General features: G+C 73.3%; 1 protein-coding gene. It reads right to left on the bottom strand.

The annotated features are described in order from the left end of the window. Positions 1 to 5 precede the first annotated feature (5 nt). A complete protein-coding gene (locus ACLJQF_RS12305; RefSeq protein WP_410608408.1) occupies positions 6 to 18,440 on the bottom strand; it encodes an SDR family NAD(P)-dependent oxidoreductase in 18,435 nt (6,144 codons plus the stop codon). Position 18,441: the final 1 nt, after the last annotated feature.

Genomic DNA, 18,441 nt, shown 5'->3' with positions numbered 1-18,441 from the left:
CATCTCTACCTGCCGAGTTCGTTGTCGAGTACCGCGAAGAGGTCGTCGTCGGTTTCCAGCTCGAGGGCCGCGACCGTGGACCCGCCGTCCACCATCCGGAGCAGCCCGCGCAACCGCGCGGCGATCGTCTCCGCGGAAGCGGCACCGTCGGGCGAATCCGGGGCGGCGATGGCGGCTTCCAGCGCGTCCAGTGCTTGCTGGACCGGATCCGGTGTTTCGCCGAACAGCCGGCCCCGGAGGTATGCGGCGAGGGCTTCGGTGGTCGGGTGGTCGAACACGAGCGTGCTGGGCAACCTCAGCTCGGTGGCGGTGGTGAGCCGGTTGCGGAGCTCGACCGCGGTGAGCGAATCGAGGCCCAGGTCCAGCAGCCCACGCCGGACGTCGATCGTGCGCGGTGCCGGGTGGGCCAGCACGATGCCGACCTGTTCCTGGACGAAGGAAAGCAGCAGCGCCTCCTGCGCTGCCCCGTCCAGCCCCGAGAGCCGGTGCGCCAGCGGGATTTCCCCCGGCGTGGTGCGCCGGCCGGCCCGGCGCCCGGTGCGCACCAGGCCCCGGAACAGCTCGGGCAGCGCGTCCCCGAGGGCGCGCAGTGCGGCGAGGTCGAGTGCCACCGGCGCGAGCACCGGCCGGGAACCCGCGTCGTCCCCGGCCAGCACCTGGTCGAGCGCCGCGAGGGCCTGCTCGTCCGGCATCGGCAGCACTCCGTTGCGCAGCAGCCTGGCCCGGTCGGCTTGTTCGAGGTCACTCGCCATGCCGCCCTGCCACATTCCCCAGGCCAAGGACACCGCGGGCAGGCCGGCGCCGCGCCGGTGCTCGGCCAGCGCGTCCAGGAAGGTGTTGCCCGCGGCGTAGTTCGCCTGCCCGGCGTTGCCCACCAGGCCGGCCACCGAGGAGAAGAGGACGAAGTCCGACAGCCGGAGTCCGGCGGTCAGCTCGTGCAGGTTCCAGGCAGCGTCCACCTTCGGCCGCAGGACGCGGGCGAGGCTCTCCGGGCTCAGGGCCGCCACCGTGGCATCCTCGACGACGCCGGCCGCGTGCACCACCGCGGTGAGCGGGTGTTCGGCCGGGATCGACGCGAGCAGCCCGGCCAGCGCGCCGCGGTCGGCCACGTCGCACGCCGCGACCCGGACTTCGGCGCCGAGCGCCGTCAGTTCGGCCACCAGATTTTCGGCACCGCCACGCCGGCTGGTGAGCAGCAGCCTGCGTGCGCCGCGGGCCACCACCAGGTGCCGGGCGACCGCCGCGCCGAGTGCGCCCGTGCCACCGGTGATCAGCACCGTGTGCGCCGGGTCGAACCGGGCGCCGGACTCCGGAGGCCGGACCGGCTGCGGCACCTTCGCCAGCCTGGTCACGTAAGCCTGTCCCCCACGCAGCTCGAGCTGTGGCCGGGGATCGGCCAGCGCCGCACGCAGCTCGTCACCGGCGGGCAGGCCGTCGGTGATCAGGTGCTGGAACCGTCCCGGGTGTTCGGACTCGGCCGCGCGGATCAGCCCGGACAGCGCACTGTGCCCCAGTTCCCCGGTGCTGAGCACGGCGAGCCGCGCTCCCGCCGGTGCCTCGGTGCCGAGCCACCGCTGCACCACCGCCAGCACCTCGGCCGTGACCCGGCCCGTCTCCTCCGGGGTGGCCGGCCGTACCGGAAGGACGACCACGTCGGCACCAGCCGCCGTCAAGGCGGCGACGTCGGAATGGCATTCGGCGCCGAGCCCGAGGTCGCTCGCGCCGAGCACCGCGATGGTCGCGGCACCCGCGGCCGGAAGGTCCACCGCGGTTCGCTCCACCGCATACACGTCCGGGCCGGCGTCGCCGGTCAGCGTGCCGTCCGGCAGCGCGCGCAGCGCGAGCGACTCCACGGTGGCGACCGGCGTTCCCGTGTCGTCGGCGAGGTGCACCGCGACAGCGCCGTCCTTACCGGTCGAAAGCTTCACCCGCAGGGAGTCGCACCGGGTTCCGGACAGCTGAACACCGCCGAAGGAGAACGGCAGCCGGAGCTCCGCCGGATCGTCCAGGAGCAGCGCGTGCAACGACGCGTCGAACAGCGCCGGGTGCAGGGCGAATCCGGCGGTGTCGACGGAAGTCCGTACCTCGGCGTAGAAGTCGCCACCCGAGCGCCAGGCCGCCTGGAGTCCCTGGAAGGCCGGGCCGTACCCGTAGCCGCGGTCGGCGAGGCGGTCGTACAGGTCGTCGACCGGCTGCGGTTCGGCACCCGCCGGCGGCCAGGACGCGAGATCGGGATCCGGGCTGCCGGGCAGGGCCACCACCACGCTGCCGGTGGCATGCCGGCGCCAGCCGTCGCCGTCTCCGCGGGAGTGGATCGCCACCGGCCGGCGGCCGTCCGCATCGGGGCTGCCCACGGTGATCTGCAGCTGCAGCGCACCGCTGTCGGGAAGGACCAGGGGTTCCTGCAGGATCAGCTCCTCCAGCCGCTCGCAGCCGACCTCGGCTCCCGCGTGCAGGGCGAGCTCCACCAGGGCCGTCCCGGGAAGCAGCACGGTGTCGGCGACGGCGTGGTCGGCGAACCACGGGTGGCTGCGGGCCGAAACCCGGCCGGTGAACAGGACACCGTCGGAATCCGCCAGCGGAACTCCGGCTCCGAGCAACGGGTGCCGCGCGGAGTCCAGTCCGGCCGAGGTGACGTCGGCGCTGCCCTGTCCGTCGGTGAGCCAGAAGTGCCGACGCTGGAACGGATAAGTCGGCAGGTCCGCGGTCCGGCCGTCCTCGCCGAACAGGGCACCCCACGCCACCGGCACGCCGCGGACGTGCGCGTGGGCCACGGCGGTGACGACCGTGTGCGGCTCGTGGCGTCCCTCGCGCAGGACCGGGACCAGCAGCGACGCCGGATCGAGGAAGTCCTGTCCCATGGCGCTGAGCACGCCGTCCGGGCCGAGCTCCAGAAAGGTCCGGACGCCTTCGGCCGCCAGCGCGCGGGCCGCGTCCAGGAACCGCACCGGCCGGCGGACGTGGTGGACCCAGTACTCCGCGGTGGTCAGTTCCTCGGCGGCGACCGGCTCCCCGGTCATGGCCGACACGATCGGGATGGTGGGCGGGGCGAAGGCGAACTCCTTCACGACCGCGTGGAAGTCGTCCAGCATCGCGTCCATGTGCGGGGAGTGGAAGGCGTGGCTGACGCGCAGCCGCTTGACCTTCCGCCCGTGCGCGGCCAGTTCCGCGCCGATCGCCTCGACGGCGGCCGTGTCGCCCGAGAGGACCACGGACGCCGGGCCGTTGACGGCGGCGATGTCCAGCTGGTCCTCCCGTCCGTCGAGCAGCGCCAGCACTTCCCGCTCGTCGGCCGCGACGGCGAGCATCGTGCCGCCGCCGGGCAGCGACTGCATGAGCCGGCCACGGGCCGCGACCAGCTTCGCGGCGTCCGCCAGCGAAAGGACGTCGGCGACGTGCGCGGCCGCCAGTTCACCGACGGAGTGCCCGGCGAGGAAGTCCGGCCGGATCCCCCAGCCTTCGAGGAGCCGGTAGAGCGCCACCTCGGTCGCGAACAGCGCGGCCTGAGCGAAGTCGGTCCGGTCCAGCAGGGCGGGGTCGGCCCCCCAGAGCACGTCGAGCAGCGGCTTTTCCAGCCACTGGTCGATTTCCTCGCAGACGGCGTCCAGGGCTTCGGCGTAGCCGGGGTAAGCGGCGTACAACTCCCGGCCCATGCCGAGCCGCTGGCTGCCCTGGCCGGTGAAGAGGAAAGCGGTGCGACCGGCCACCGGCGTTCCGCGCACGGTCAACGCCGCGAGCCCGCCGACCGCTTCCGGGACGGTGGCGGCCACGACCACCGCGCGGTGCGGCAGTCCGGCGCGTCCGGTCGCCAAAGTACGGCCTGCCGAGGCCAGCTCCTCTTGCGAGGATTCGGCGAGGGCCGCGCCGATCTGATCGGCGTGCGCCAGGAGGGCCGCATCGGTGTGCGCGGACAGCACCAGCGGCACGACCGGCATCGGCCTGGCCGGCGGCACCGGCTCCGCGGCCGGTGGCTGCTCGACGATGACGTGGGCGTTGGTGCCGCTGATGCCGAAGGAGGAAACACCCGCGCGGCGCGGACGTCCGGATTCGGGCCACGGCCGGGACGCGGTGAGCAGGTCCACCCGGCCGGTCGCCCAGTCCACGTGCGGGCTGGGTTCGTCGATGTGGAGGCTCTTGGGGAGCACCCCGTGCCGCATCGCCATCACCATCTTGATGACGCCGGCCACGCCGGCCGCGGCCTGCGAGTGCCCGATGTTCGACTTCAGGGAGCCCATCAGGAAGGGCGACGGGCGCTCCTGCCCGTAGGTGGCGAGGACCGCCTGGGCCTCGATCGGGTCGCCCAGCGTGGTGCCGGTGCCGTGGGCTTCCAGCGCGTCCACGTCCGCCGCGGTCAGGCCCGCGTTGGTCAGCGCCTGGCGGATCACCCGCTCCTGCGAGGGGCCGTTCGGCGCGGTGAGGCCGTTGCTCGCGCCGTCCTGGTTGACGGCGGTTCCCCGGAGCACGCCGAGGATCCGGCGGCCGTTCCGCTGTGCGTCGGAAAGCCGCTCCAGCAGGAGGATGCCGGCGCCCTCCGCCCAGGCCGTCCCGTCCGCCCCGCCGGAGAAGGACTTGCACCGGCCGTCCGGAGCCAGTCCGCGCTGCCGGCTGAACTCGACGAACATCCTCGGCGTGGCCAGCACGGTCACACCGCCGGCCAGCGCCAGCCCGCACTCGCCGTTCCGGAGTGCCTGCGCCGCAAGGTGCATCGAGACCAGCGAGGAGGAACAGGCGGTGTCGACGGTGATCGCCGGTCCCTGCAGGCCGAAGGTGTAGGCGACCCGGCCGGAGGCGACACTGACCGTGCTGCCGACCGACAGGTAGCCCTCCATGGCCTCGGGAGCGTCCTTCAGCCGCCCCGCGTAGTCGTTCGCCATGACCCCGGCGAACACCCCGGTGTCGCTGCCCTTGAGCGAGGCCGGGTCGATCCCCGCGCGCTCGAACGCCTCCCAGCAGATTTCCAGCAGCAGCCGCTGCTGCGGGTCGATGGCGGTGGCCTCCCGGGCGCTCACCCCGAAGAACTCGGGGTCGAACCGCGGTGCCTCGTAAAGGAATCCGCCGTGCCGGGTGTAGGAGGTGCCCGCGTGATCCGGGTCCTCGTCGTAGAGATCGTCCAGCTCCCACCCGCGGTCGGCGGGGAACGGCCCGATGGCGTCCCGCTCGTCCGACAACAGCGCCCACAGCTCCTCCGGGGAACTGACTTCGCCCGGGTAGCGGCACGCCATCGCCACGATCGCGATCGGCTCGTCCGGAGCGGCGGCGACCGGTCCGGCCACTGCCGCCGTGGCGGCCGGGCCGAGCAGTTCGCTCCGCAGGAAGCCGGCCAGCTCGGACGTGCTGGGGTGGTCGAACACCAGCGTCGCGGGCAGCTTCAGTCCCGCCACCGCGTTCAGCCGGTTGCGCAGTTCCACGGCCTTGAGCGAGTCGAAACCCAGCTCGGTGAAGGCCCGGTCGGCCGCGACCCGGCCGGCGTCGGAGTGTCCCAGCACGGAAGCCACCGCGTCGCGGACGAGTTCCAGCAGCGTCCGCTTCTGTTCCTGGGGCGCAAGGGCCGCCAGCCGCTCCCGGAGGGTGGTGCCGCCGGCCCGCTCGCCGGCCCGCTCGCCGGCCGCGGTGGGGCGCGCCGGGCGCACCAGGCCGTGGAAAAGGGCGGGCAACGTGCCCTCGTCGCGCTGCCTGCGCAGTCCGGTGTGGTCCAGCAGCGCCGGAACGAGGACCGGACGGCGGGTCGCCAGTGCCGCGTCGAACAGCGCCAGTCCCTGCTCACTGCCGATCGGGGCGATGCCGCCGCGGGACATGCGGGCCCGGTCGGCGTCGGTCAGGTGCCCGGTCATCCCGCTGCCGTCCGCCCACAGGCCCCAGGCGAGCGACGTGCCGGGCAGGCCCGCCGCCCGGCGGTGGAGCGCGAGGGCGTCCAGGTACGTGTTGGCCGCCGCGTAGTTGGCCTGCCCCGCGGTGCCGACCGTGCCGGCCAGCGAGGAGAACAGGACGAACGCGGCCAGCTCCCGGTCCGCCGTCAGCTCGTGCAGGTGCCGGGCGGCGTCGACCTTGGGCCGCAGCACGGTGTCGAGCTGCCCGGGGGTGAGGGCCTGCAGCGTGCCGTCGTCGAGGACGCCCGCGGTGTGGAGAACCGCGGTGAGCGGGTGCGCTTCGGGAATCCCCGCCAGTACCGCGGCGAGCGCCGCGCGGTCGGCCGTGTCACAAGCGACCACGGAAACCTCGGCGCCGTGGGCGATGAGTTCGGCTTCCAGCTCGACCATGCCCGCGGCTTCCCGGCCGCGGCGGCTCGCCAGCAGGAGGTGCCGCACACCGTGTTCGAAGACGAGGTGCCGGGCGAACAGCCGGCCCAGGGTGCCGGTGGCGCCCGTGACGAGCACGGTGCCGCCGGGGTTGACGGCAGGCACGGTGGCGCTCGTCGCGGGCGAGGTGACCAACCGCGGTACGAGCAGCGTCCCGTCCCGGAGGCACACCTGCGGTTCCGGGACGGCCAGCGCGCGGCCCAGCTCGGCCTCGGAGAGGTCCCAGTCCGGCACGTCCAGCAGGCCGAACCGGCCGGGGTGCTCGGCCAGCGCGGTCCGCACCAGTCCCCAGACCGGCGCCGAGGCGAGGCCGGACTCCGTGTGGGCGGTGGTCGCGTCCCGGGTCACGAAGACCAGGCGCGCGTCACCGAAGCGCTCTTCGGCCAACCAGTCCTGGGTCAGGCGCAAGGCTCGGTGCGCGACGGCGCGGGGGCCGTCCCCGGCGGGAACGGGGACGACGACGAGCTGCGGGGTGCCGGCGATGCCGGCCAGGTCCGCGCTGCTCCCCAGCGGGGCGGGCAGGCCGTGGCCGAACTCGTCGAGCACGGCCCATTCCGCAACCGGGGTGCGCTCCGGCGCGAGCGTCCACTCCACCTCGAGCAGCGGCCCGCCGGGGGTGCCCGAGCCGGCCAGCTGCGCGGGATCGGCGGCCCGCAGGCCGAGCGACTTCACCGAGGCGATCGGTGCGCCGCTCGCGTCGGCGAGCGACAGTGCGGCACCCGAGCCGTCCGGGGTGATCCGGACGCGCAGGGCGCCGGCGTTCACCGCGTGCAGCCGGACGCCGGTCCAGGCGAACGGCAGGACCAGGCGGCCGTCCTCGGCCAGCGCCAGCGGATGCAGTGCGGCGTCGAGCAGCGCGGGGTGGATCCCGAACTCTCCCGGGGCGACCTCCTCCGGCAGCGCGACTTCGGCGAACATCTCCTCGCCGGCCCGCCACAGTGCCCGCAGCCCCTGGAAAGCGGGGCCGTAGTGGAAGCCGCGTTCGGCAAGGGTGTCGTACGCCGCCGACAGATCGACCGGTTCGGCGTCGGCGGGAGGCCAGGCCGAGACGTCCGGCACTTCCGGGTTTCCTGCTGCGTGGCCGAGTACGCCGGTGGCGTGCCGGACCCACGGGCGAGGTGGCGCGTCGGCGGATTCGAGCTCCGGCCGGGAGTGGAACGACAGTGCGCGGCGGCCGTCCTCGTCCGGAGCGTCGACCACGACCTGGAGTTGCACGCCGCCGCGGCCCGCGAGGACCAGCGGGGCGGCCAGTGTCAGCTCGTCGAGCTGGTCGAGCCCGGTGTGGTCACCCGCCCGGATGGCGAGGTCCACGAAGGCGGTGGCGGGGAGCAGCACGGTGCCGGCCACCGCGTGGTCCGCCAGCCAGGGATGCGTGCTCAGGGAGATCCGGCCGCTCAGGACCAGCTTGTCCGCGTCCGCCGCCCAGAGCGCGGCCCCTATCAGCGGGTGTCGCTCGGTGGCCATGCCGAGCCCGGCCGCGTCGCCGGCGCTCCTGGTTCCTTCGAGCCAGTGGCGGTGCCGCTGGAACGGGTAGGTCGGCAGGTCGACCGGGGCACCGGGGCCACCGGTCACGGCCGGCCAGTCGACGACCACCCCGTTGACGTGCGCCTCGGCGACCGAGGCCAGGAACCGGTCCGGTCCACCGTCGTCGCGCCGCAGCGATCCGACGACGACGGTGTCGTCCACCCCGGCCTCCGCGGCCGTGTCACCAAGCGCCGAGGTAAGCACCGGGTGGGCACTGACCTCGATGAAGACGCGGTGGCCGTCGTCGAGCAGGGCCCGGGTGGCTTCTTCGAGCCGGACGGTCTGACGGAGGTTGCGGAACCAGTACCCGCCGTCGAGCTCCGCACCGTCCAGCGGCTGCCCGGTGACGGTGGAGAAGAACGGGATGTCGCCGGTACGCGGTGTGATCCCGGTCAGCAGCTCCCGCAGCTCGTCCGCCAGCAGGTCGACGTGCGCGGAGTGGGAGGCGTAGTCGACCGGGATGGTGCGGGCCCGGTATCCCTTGGCCTCGCCTTCGGCGACGAGGACGGCCAGTGCCTCCGGGTCGCCGGAGACGACCGTGCTCGCGGGGCCGTTGTGGGCGGCGATGTCGATCGCGCCGTCCCAGCGGGCGATGAGCGCGCGGACCTCTTCGGCCGGCAGCGCCACGGACACCATTCCGCCGGTACCGACCAGTTTCCCGATCGCCCGGCTGCGCAACGCGACGATCTTCGCGGCGTCCTCGAGCGGCAACGCACCGGCGACCACGGCCGCCGCGATCTCACCCTGCGAGTGACCGGCCACCGCGTCCGGCTCGATGCCCACCGAACGCCACAACGCCGCCAGCGACACCATCACCGCCCACAACGCGGGCTGCACCACGTCCACCCGGTCGAAATCGGGCGCGCCCTCGGCACCGCGCAGCACGTCCAGCAGCGACCAGTCCGTGACCGGCGCCAGCGCCTGCGCGCACTCCGCCAGCCGGCCCGCGAACACCGGGGCGGAATCGAGGAGCTCCAGTGCCATGCCCGGCCACTGCGCACCCTGACCGGGGAAGACGAACACCGTCTTGCCCGCGCCGGAAGTCACGCCCCGCACCGGATTCGCCGCGGAAGCACCCGAAGCCAGCGCCTCGAGACCCGCCAGCACCGCGGCCCGGTCGCCACCCGGGACGGCCGCGCGGAACGGGAGGTGCGGAACCCGCGTCGCCAGCGCCGAAGCGACCGCCGCCGGCTCCACGGCCGGCGAAGCCAGCAGTTCCCGGATCTGCCCCGCGCGGGCCGCCAGCGCCGCCTCGCTCTTGGCGGACACCACGATCGGCAGCCCCGTCACGACCGGCGCACCGGCCACGACCGGCTCCGGCCCCTGCTCCAGGACCACGTGCGCGTTCGTGCCGCTGATCCCGAACGAGGACACCGACGCCCGGCGCGGACGCGCCACCTCGGGCCACGCCCGCCGCTGCGTGACCAGCTCCACCGCGCCCGTCGACCAGTCGACGTGCGGCGTCGGCCGGTCCGCGTGCAGCGTCGCCGGAAGCTCGCCGTGCCGCATCGCCATCAGCATCTTGATGATGCCCGCGACACCCGCCGCGGCCTGCGTGTGACCGATGTTGGACTTGATGGAACCGAGCCACAGGGGCTGCTCGCCGGACCGCTCCCGGCCGTAGGTCGCCAGGAGCGCCTGTGCCTCGATCGGGTCGCCCAGCCGGGTGCCCGTGCCGTGCGCCTCCACGGCGTCCACTTCGGACGCCGCCAGCCCGGCATTGGCGAGCGCCTGCCGGATCACCCGTTGCTGGGCCGGTCCGTTCGGAGCGGTGAGGCCGTTGCTCGCACCATCCTGGTTGACCGCCGACCCCTTGATCACGCCCAGGATGTCGTGGCCCAGCCGCCGGGCGTCCGACAACCGCTCCAGCACCAGCACGCCCGCGCCCTCGGCCCAGCCCGTGCCGTCCGCCTCCGCCGAGAACGCCTTGCAGCGCCCGTCCGGCGACAACCCGCGCTGCCGGGAGAACTCGACGAACGTGTTCGGCGTCGACATCACCGTCACCCCGCCGGCCAGCGCCATCGAGCACTCGCCCCGGCGCAGCGCCTGGGCCGCCAGGTGCACCGCCACCAGCGACGAAGAGCACGCCGTGTCCAGCGTCACCGCCGGCCCTTCCAGACCGAACGTGTAGGCCACGCGGCCGGACAGCACGCTCGCGATCGTGCCGGTCAGCAAGTGCCCCTCGAACCCCTCCGGAGCACTCGCCCACCGCGACCCGTAGTCGTGGTACATCACCCCCGCGTAGACACCGGTCGAAGAACCGCGCAGCGAAGCGGGATCGATACCGCCCCGCTCCAGCGCCTCCCACACGACCTCCAGCAGCACCCGCTGCTGCGGATCCGTCGCCGTCGCCTCACGCGGGCTCAACCCGAAGAACTCCGCGTCGAAATCCGCGGCCTCGTAAAGGAATCCGCCGCTGCGGGTGGAGGACTTGCCGACCTTGTCGGGGTCCGGGTCGAAGAGCGCCTCTACGTCCCAGCCGCGGTCCGCCGGGAACTCGCCGATCGCGTCCCGGCCTTCGGCGACCAGCCGCCACAGCTCCTCCGGCGAACCGACGCCACCCGGGTAGCGGCACCCCATGCCGACCACCGCGATCGGCTCGTCCGCCCCCAGGTCGTGGGCGGCCACCGACGGGACGCCGGCCTCGCCGGACACGTCGAGCTGCTCCAGCAGGAAGTCCGCCACCGCCGCCGGCGAAGGGCAGTCGAAAACCAGCGTGGCCGGCAGCCGCAGACCCGTCAGTTCGTCGAGCCGGTTGCGCAGCTCGACGCCGGTCAGCGAGTCGAAGCCGGAATCCTTGAACGCCCGGCCCGGATCGATGTCGGCACCGGCCCCGTGCCCGAGCACGAGTCCCACGGTCTCCCGCACGGCCTGGAGCACGGCCTGCGCCCGTTCGTCCGCGGGAAGCGGGATCAGCTGCTGGGCCCAGGACGAGCCGGCGCTGCGGGCGGCACCGGCCGCCTGCCGGCGGCGGACGCGCACCAGGCCGGTGTACAGCCCGGGGAGCCCGCTCTCTTCGGCGCGGGCGCGCAGGGCGCCCAGGTCCAATTCGGCGGGGACCAGCAGCGGCTCCGCCGAGCCGAGGGCGGCGTCGAACAGCTCGAGACCCAGTTCCGGCCGCAGGGGGACGATGCCGCTCCGCCGCCACCGCGCGACGTCGGCGGCGCCGAGGCTTCCGGCCATGCCGTCGACGCTGTCCCACAGGCCCCAGGCGAGGGAGGTGGCGGGCAGCTCGTGCGCCCGCCGGTACTGCGCGAGCGCGTCCAGGAACGTGTTCGCGGCCGCGTAGTTCGCCTGACCGGCGTTGCCCACGAGACCGGCGATGGACGAGAAGAGCACGAAGGCGGCCAACCTGCCGTCGCGGGTGAGCCGGTGGAGGTTCCAGGCCGCGTCCACCTTCGGGCGCAGCACCCGCGCCAGCTGATCCGCCGTCAGGGACCCGACCGTCGCATCGTCCAGCACACCCGCCGTGTGCACCACGGCCGTCAGCGGACGCTCGAGCGCCACCTCGGCCAGCACCGCGGCCAGCGCGTCGAAATCCGCCACATCGCACGCAGCCACCGATACGCGCGCACCCGACGCCGCCAGTTCCGCCACGAACTCCGCACTGCCCGGAGCCTCGCCACCACGGCGGCTCACCAGCAGCAGGTGCCGCGCACCGTGGTGCGAAACCAGCCGCCGGGCCACCAGCCTGCCCAGCGTGCCCGAGCCACCGGTCACCAGGACGGTGCCTTCCGGGTCCAGGGCCGCCCCACCCGCATCGGCACCCGCCGCGCGCGCCAGCCGCGGCACGAACAACTCGGCGCCGCGCACCGCGACTTCGGGCGCGCCCGAGGCCAGCACCGACGGCAGCAGCTCCGCCCCACCCTCGTCCAGGTGGGCCAGGACCAGCCGGCCCGGGTGTTCGGACTGGACCGTGCGGATCAGGCCCACGAGCGCGGCCGTGTGCAGTGCGCCGTCCGGCAGGACGACGACCAGGCGGCTCCCGGCGAACTGCGGGGCGGTCAGCCACTCCTGCACCACTTCCAGACCGCGTGCCGCCGTCACGTGGGTCTGCAGAACGACGTCGGCCGAGGTACCGGCCGAGAGTTCCCGGCCGTCGAGGACGATGAACTCCGGCGCCGGACGGCCCGCGTCGACAGCGTCCCGAAGCGCGCCGAGGTCGGCGTGCGGTGCCTCGCCCACCCGGACCCACCGCTGCTCGGCGACGGGCTCGGCCGCGGGTACGGCCGCCCAGTCCAGCCGGTACAGGAATTCCACGGCCGGGCCGGCCGGGGCGAGCCGATCGCGGGGGATCGGCAGCAGGGCGACCGTGCCGATCGTCGCCACCGGTGCGCCGGCCCCGTCCGCGACGGCGAGGCGCGCGGTGTCCTGGCCGGTGTGGGTCCAGCGGACCCGGAGCACGGTGGCACCGACGGCGTGCACGGCGAAGCCCGAGAACGAGAACGGCAGGCGGATCGTGCGGTCGTCCTGCGCCGCTTCGAGGACCAGTACCAGGGGGTGCAGGGCCGCGTCGAGGAGCGCCGGGTGCACCCCGAACCGGCCGGCTTCGTCCTGCAGCGGGCCGGGCAGCACGACCTCGGCGAAGAGGTCGTCCCCGGCGCGCCAGGCCGCGCGGAGACCGGAGAAGGCCGGCCCGTAGCCGTAACCCAGCTCCCCGAGGCGGTCGTAGACGCCTTCCAGTGGGATGGCGATGCCACCGCGCGGGGGCCACTGGTCCAGGGAAACCCCCGGCGAGGCGGCGACGGGAGTGAGCAGACCGGCCGCGTGGGCGGTCCACTGCTCCTCGCCGGTCCTCGAGTACACCGTGAACCGGCGGTCGCCGCGCGCGTCGCCCCGATCGACGGTCAGCCGGAGCGAGACGGCGGCGGTTCCGGTGAGGGCGAGGGGTGTCTGGAGGGTGAGCTCCTCGACGGCGGCGTAGCCGAGTTGCTCGGCGGCATGACCGGCCAGCTCCAGGAACACCGTCCCCGGAACCAGGACCGTCCCCCCGATCGCGTGGTCGGCCAGCCACGGATGCGTCGACAGCGACACCGTCCCGGAGAACTGCACACCGGCACCGTCGGGCTCCGCGATCACCGCGGCCAGCAGCGGGTGATCCACCGCCGTCAACCCCAGGCTGCCCGCATCGCCGGAACGCGGAGCGTCCAGCCAGAAGCGCGCACGCTGGAACGCATACGTCGGCAGCTCCACCACACCGGAACCCGGCAGGAACCCCGCCCAGTCCACCTCGACACCGTGGGCGTGCACCGCGCCCAAGGCGGCGAGCAGCGAACGCTTCTCGCCGCGGTCCTTGCGCAGCAACGAAGTCACCACGACGCCCTCGGTTCCCGCCAGGCACTCGCCCGCCAGGCCCGCGAGCGTCCCGTCGGGACCCAGCTCCACGAACGCCGTCACACCGAGACCGGCCAAAGTGGCGATGCCGTCGGCGAACCGCACGGCCGACCGGGCCTGAACAGCCCAGTACTCCGCCGTGAACTCTTCGATCAGCGCACCGGTCACGTTCGACACCACGGGAATCCGCGGCGGCGAATAGGTCAGGGTCCGGGCGACCTCGGTGAGGTCCGCCAGCATCCCGTCCAAGTGCGCGGAGTGGAATGCGTGGCTCACCTTCAACCGGGTCGCTTTCACGCCCTCCGCGCGAGCCAGCTCCATGACCTCCAGCACCGCGGTCTCGGCACCCGAAATCACCGTGCCGGCCGGGCTGTTGACCCCGGCCACGTCCACGCCCGAACGGCCCTCGAGCCACCCGGCAACGCGTTCCTCGCCCGCGTTCAGGGCGACCATCGCCCCGCCCGCGGCCACACCTTCCATCAACCGCGCCCGCGCACTCACCAGCCGTGCCGCGTCTTCAAGGGACAGCACACCGGACACATGAGCCGCCGCCAGCTCACCCACCGAATGACCTACCAGGTAGTCCGGGGTCACCCCGTAATGACCCAGCAGACGGAATAACGCCACCTCGACCGCGAACAACGCCGGCTGCGTGAACACCGTCCGCTCAAGCAGTTCCGGCTCACCGTCGATCACCCCGGCGAGCGAACGATCCAGATGCACGTCAAGAGCCGCGACGGTTTCCTCGAACGCGGCCGCGAACACCGGCTCGCTCACATACAGCTCACGCCCCATGCCCAGCCGCTGACTGCCCTGCCCCGAAAACAGGAACGCCACCGAACCCGCCGAGGCGGCCTTGCCCGGGGTCAGCGCCCGCAGCGAGGCCAGCAGTTCCGCACGGGTCTCCCCCACGACCACCGCACGGTGGCCGAACCGAGCACGCGACCCGGCCAGCGAGCGGCCCACCGCCACGACGTCCAGCTCCGGCCGCTCCTCCAGGAACGACACCAGCCGATCCGCCTGCTCCGCCAGCGCGGCGCCCGACCGGCCCGAGACCACCCAGGGCACCGGACCCGGCGACGGCGCCACCACCGGAGTTTCGCTCTCGTCGGCCTGCTCCACGATGAGGTGCGCGTTGGTCCCGCTGATCCCGAAGGACGACACACCCGCGCGACGCGGACGATCCGGCTCCGGCCACTCCCGCGCCTGCGTCAGCAACTCCACCGCGCCCGCCGACCAATCGACCTCGGACGTCGGCTCGGCGACGTGCAACGTCGAAGGCATGACGCCGTTGCGCATCGCCATGACCATCTTGATCACGCCCGCGACACCCGCCGCCGCCTGCGTGTGCCCGATGTTCGACTTCAGCGAACCGAGCCGAAGGGGTTCCTGACGAGCCTGGCCGTAGGTGGCCAGCAGCGCGTGCGCCTCGATCGGGTCGCCCAGCCGCGTACCCGTCCCGTGCGCCTCCACCACGTCCACCTCGGAGGCGGACAGCCGGGCATTCGCCAGCGCGGCCCGGATGACCCGCTCCTGCGCGGGCCCGTTCGGCGCGGTCAGGCCATTGCTCGCGCCATCCTGGTTCACCGCGGAACCACGAATCACCGCCAGCACCCGATGTCCGCGGCGCTGCGCGTCCGACAGCCGCTCCAGCACCAGCACACCGACGCCCTCGGCCCAGCCCGTACCGTCCGCCGACGACGAGAACGCCTTGCACCGCCCGTCCGGCGCCAGCCCACGCTGCCGGGAAAACTCCACGAACATGCCCGGCGTCGCCATCACGGACACGCCGCCGGCAAGCGCCATCGAACATTCGCCCTGCCGCAATGCCTGCGCGGCAAGGTGCAGCGCCACCAGCGAAGACGAACAGGCGGTGTCGACCGTCACCGCCAGCCCTTCCAGCCCGAAGGTGTAGGCCAGCCGGCCCGACGCGACGCTGGCGGTGCTGCCCGTCAGAAGATAGCCGTCGTGGCCGCCGGACGACTCGTGCAGCCGCGGCCCGTACTCCTGCGCGGTCGCGCCGACGTACACGCCGGTGCGGGTGCCGCGCACCACGGCCGGGTCGATCCCCGCGTGCTCGAAGGCCTCCCAGCCCGTCTCCAGCAGCAACCGCTGCTGGGGATCCATCGCCGCCGCCTCACGCGGGCTGATGCCGAAGAACTCGGCATCGAACCGGTCCGCGTCGTGCAGGAAGCCACCTCGGGTGGCGTAGGTCTTGCCGGGGTCGTCCGGATCGGCGGCGAAGAGCGCGTCGAGGTCCCAGCCGCGGTTGGCCGGGAATCCGCCGACCGCATCGACTTCGCCGCTGACCAGGCGCCACAGGTCCTCCGGCGAGGCGACCCCGCCGGGCAGCCGGCAGGCCATGCCGACGATCGCGATCGGTTCGTCCGAGGCGACGGCCTCGTGCGCATCGACGTCCTGACCGCGGTGCAGGCCACCGAGGTGCCCGGCGAGGATGGCCGGGGTCGGGTAGTTGAAGAGGAGGCCGGAGGGCAGCGAGAGCCCGGTGGCCGCGTTCAGCGCGTTCCGGAGTTCGACGGCCGCGAGGGAGTCGAAGCCCAGGTCCTTGAAGGTCGTGTCGATGTCCACGTCACGCGCCGAACCGTGGCCGAGCACCGCTGCCACGTGGGCCCGCACCAGCTCCAGCTCATCGCCTCGCGGCGACGGCCGCTCCGGCTCGTTCGCCGGGCCGTCCAGCCAGAAATGCCGACGCTGGAAGGCGTACGTGGGCAGCTCCACCAGACCCGCACCCGGCAGGAACCGCTCCCACTCCACCTCCACACCATGGGCGTGCACCACACCCAAGGCAGCGAGGAGAGACTGCTTCTCGGCACGGTCCTTGCGCAGCACCGGAACCACGACGACACCCTCGGCACCGGCCAGGCACTCACCCGCCAGACCGGCGAGCGTCCCGTCGGGACCCAGCTCCACGAACGCCGTCACCCCGAGATCGGCCAGCGTCGCGACGCCGTCGGCGAACCGGACCGCCGACCGAGCCTGCACTGCCCAGTACTCGGCCGTGAACTCGTCGACCACCTCACCGGTGACATTCGAAACGACCGGAATCCGGGGCGCCGAGTGCGTCAGCTCCCGCGCGACCGCAGTGAGTTCCGCCAGCATTCCGTCCAGGTGCGCGGAGTGGAAGGCGTGGCTCACCTTCAACCGGGTCGCCTTCACGCCTTCCGCGCGAGCCAGTTCCAGGACTTCCAGCACCGCGGTCTCGTCACCCGAGAGCACCGTGTTCCCCGGACTGTTGAACCCGGCCACCTCCACGCCCGGACGAAGCCACCTCGAGACCCGTTCTTCGCCGACGTCGAGGGCGACCATCGCGCCACCCTCGGCAACGCCCTCCATGAGACGCGCCCGCGCACACACCAGCCGTGCCGCGTCTTCAAGCGACAACACACCGGACACATGGGCGGCCGCCAGCTCGCCCACCGAGTGACCCACCAGGTAATCCGGGGTCACCCCGTAGTGAGCCATCAGCCGGAACAGGGCCACCTCGACCGCGAACAGCGCCGGTTGCGTGAACATCGTCCGCTGAAGCAGTTCCGGTTCGCCTTCGATCACCGGGGCGAGAGAACGATCCAGATGCTCATCGAGAGCCGCGACAACCTCGTCGAACGCGGCCGCGAACACCGGTTCGCTCGCATACAGCTCGCGTCCCATGCCCAGCCGCTGACTGCCCTGCCCCGAGAACAGGAACGCCACCGCGCCATCCGGCACCACGCGCCCCGACACCACACCGGCCGCAGGCACCCCGGCGGCCAGCGCCCCCAGACCCGCGAGGAACTCCTCACGGGTCTCCCCGGCCACCACCGCGCGGTGGTCGAACCGAGCGCGTGACACCACGAGCGAGCGACCCACCGCCGCGACGTCCAGTCCAGGACGCTCCTCCAGGAACGACTCCAGCCGCTCCGCCTGACCGGCCACCGCCTCGGCCGACCGGCCCGACACCACCCATGGCACCACACCCGGAGCCGGCTCGGCATCCTCCGCCGCACGCTCGGCGGGCCCGTCCGAAAGCACGACGTGGCAGTTCGTCCCGCCCATGCCGAACGAGCTGACCCCGGCGTAGAGCGGCTCGTCCGGCCGCGGCCACGGCTCGGCCCTTCGCTGGACGGCGAGCTTCCACTCGTCGAACGGGATGTCCGGGTGGGGGGTTGCGAAGTTCAGGCTCGGCACGAGCTCGCGGTGGCGGATGCAGAGCGCCGCCTTCAGCAAGCCGACGATGCCGGCGGCACCCTCGAGGTGCCCGACGTTGGTCTTCACCGAGCCGACCCGCAGCTCGGCCCCGTCCGCGCGGCCGGCACCGAGCACCGCGCCCAGTGCCGACGCTTCGATCGGGTCGCCCAGCTTGGTGCCGGTGCCGTGCAATTCGACGTACTGCACCTGTTCCGCGGACACCTCGGCGCGCTCGTACGCCTGCCGCAGGACTTCCCGCTGGCCGGCCGGGCTCGGGACGGTGAGCCCCTCGGTCGTGCCGTCGTTGTTCATCGCGCTGCCGTGCAGCACGCAGTAGATCGGGTCGCCGTCCGCCACGGCGGCGGCCAGCGGCTTGAGCACCACGAACGCGCCGCCCTCGCCGCGGACGTAGCCGTTCGCCCGCGCGTCGAACGTGAAGCTGAGGCCGTCCGGCGAAAGCGCGCCGAACCGCTCCGCGCCGATGGTGCTGTCCGGCACCAGGTTGAGGTTGACGCCACCGGCGATGGCCATCGCGGACTCGCCGCGGCGCAGGCTCTCGGCGGCCAGGTGCACCGCGACCAGTGAGGAGGACTGGCCGGTGTCCACGGCCGCACTCGGTCCGTGCAGCCCCAGGGTGTAGGAGATCCGGTTGGCGAGGACGCCGCGGTTGAGACCGGTCAGGGTGTGGCGGGTGATGCCGTCGACCCCGTGCTGGTGCGTGAGGGCGGCGTAGTCGTCGGCGATGACGCCGACGAAGACACCGGTCCGGCTGCCGGCCAGGTCGGCCGGGACGATCCTGGCGTCCTCCAGTGCTTCCCAGGCCAGCTCGAGCATCAGCCGCTGCTGCGGATCCATCGACGAAGCCTCACGCGGGCCGATGCCGAAGAAGCCCGCGTCGAAGCTGCGGACGTCCTCGAGGTAGCCGCCCGGCCGAGCGGGCAGTTCGGGGCGGCCGGCCGGGGGCGCACCGATCGCGCTGCGGCCGTCGCGCACCAGTTCCCATAGCTGGGCGGGGTTCTCCGCGTGCGGCAGCCGGCACGATATACCGACAATGGCGATCGCTTCGGTCGATGTCGACGTGTCCGCCTGGAATTCACCCATG

It is taken from the genome of Amycolatopsis sp. lyj-109 (genome assembly GCF_046548995.1).
Taxonomy (GTDB): domain Bacteria; phylum Actinomycetota; class Actinomycetes; order Mycobacteriales; family Pseudonocardiaceae; genus Amycolatopsis.
Note: the sequence above shows the minus strand (reverse complement) of the source record. Positions and strands in the feature narration are given on the sequence as shown.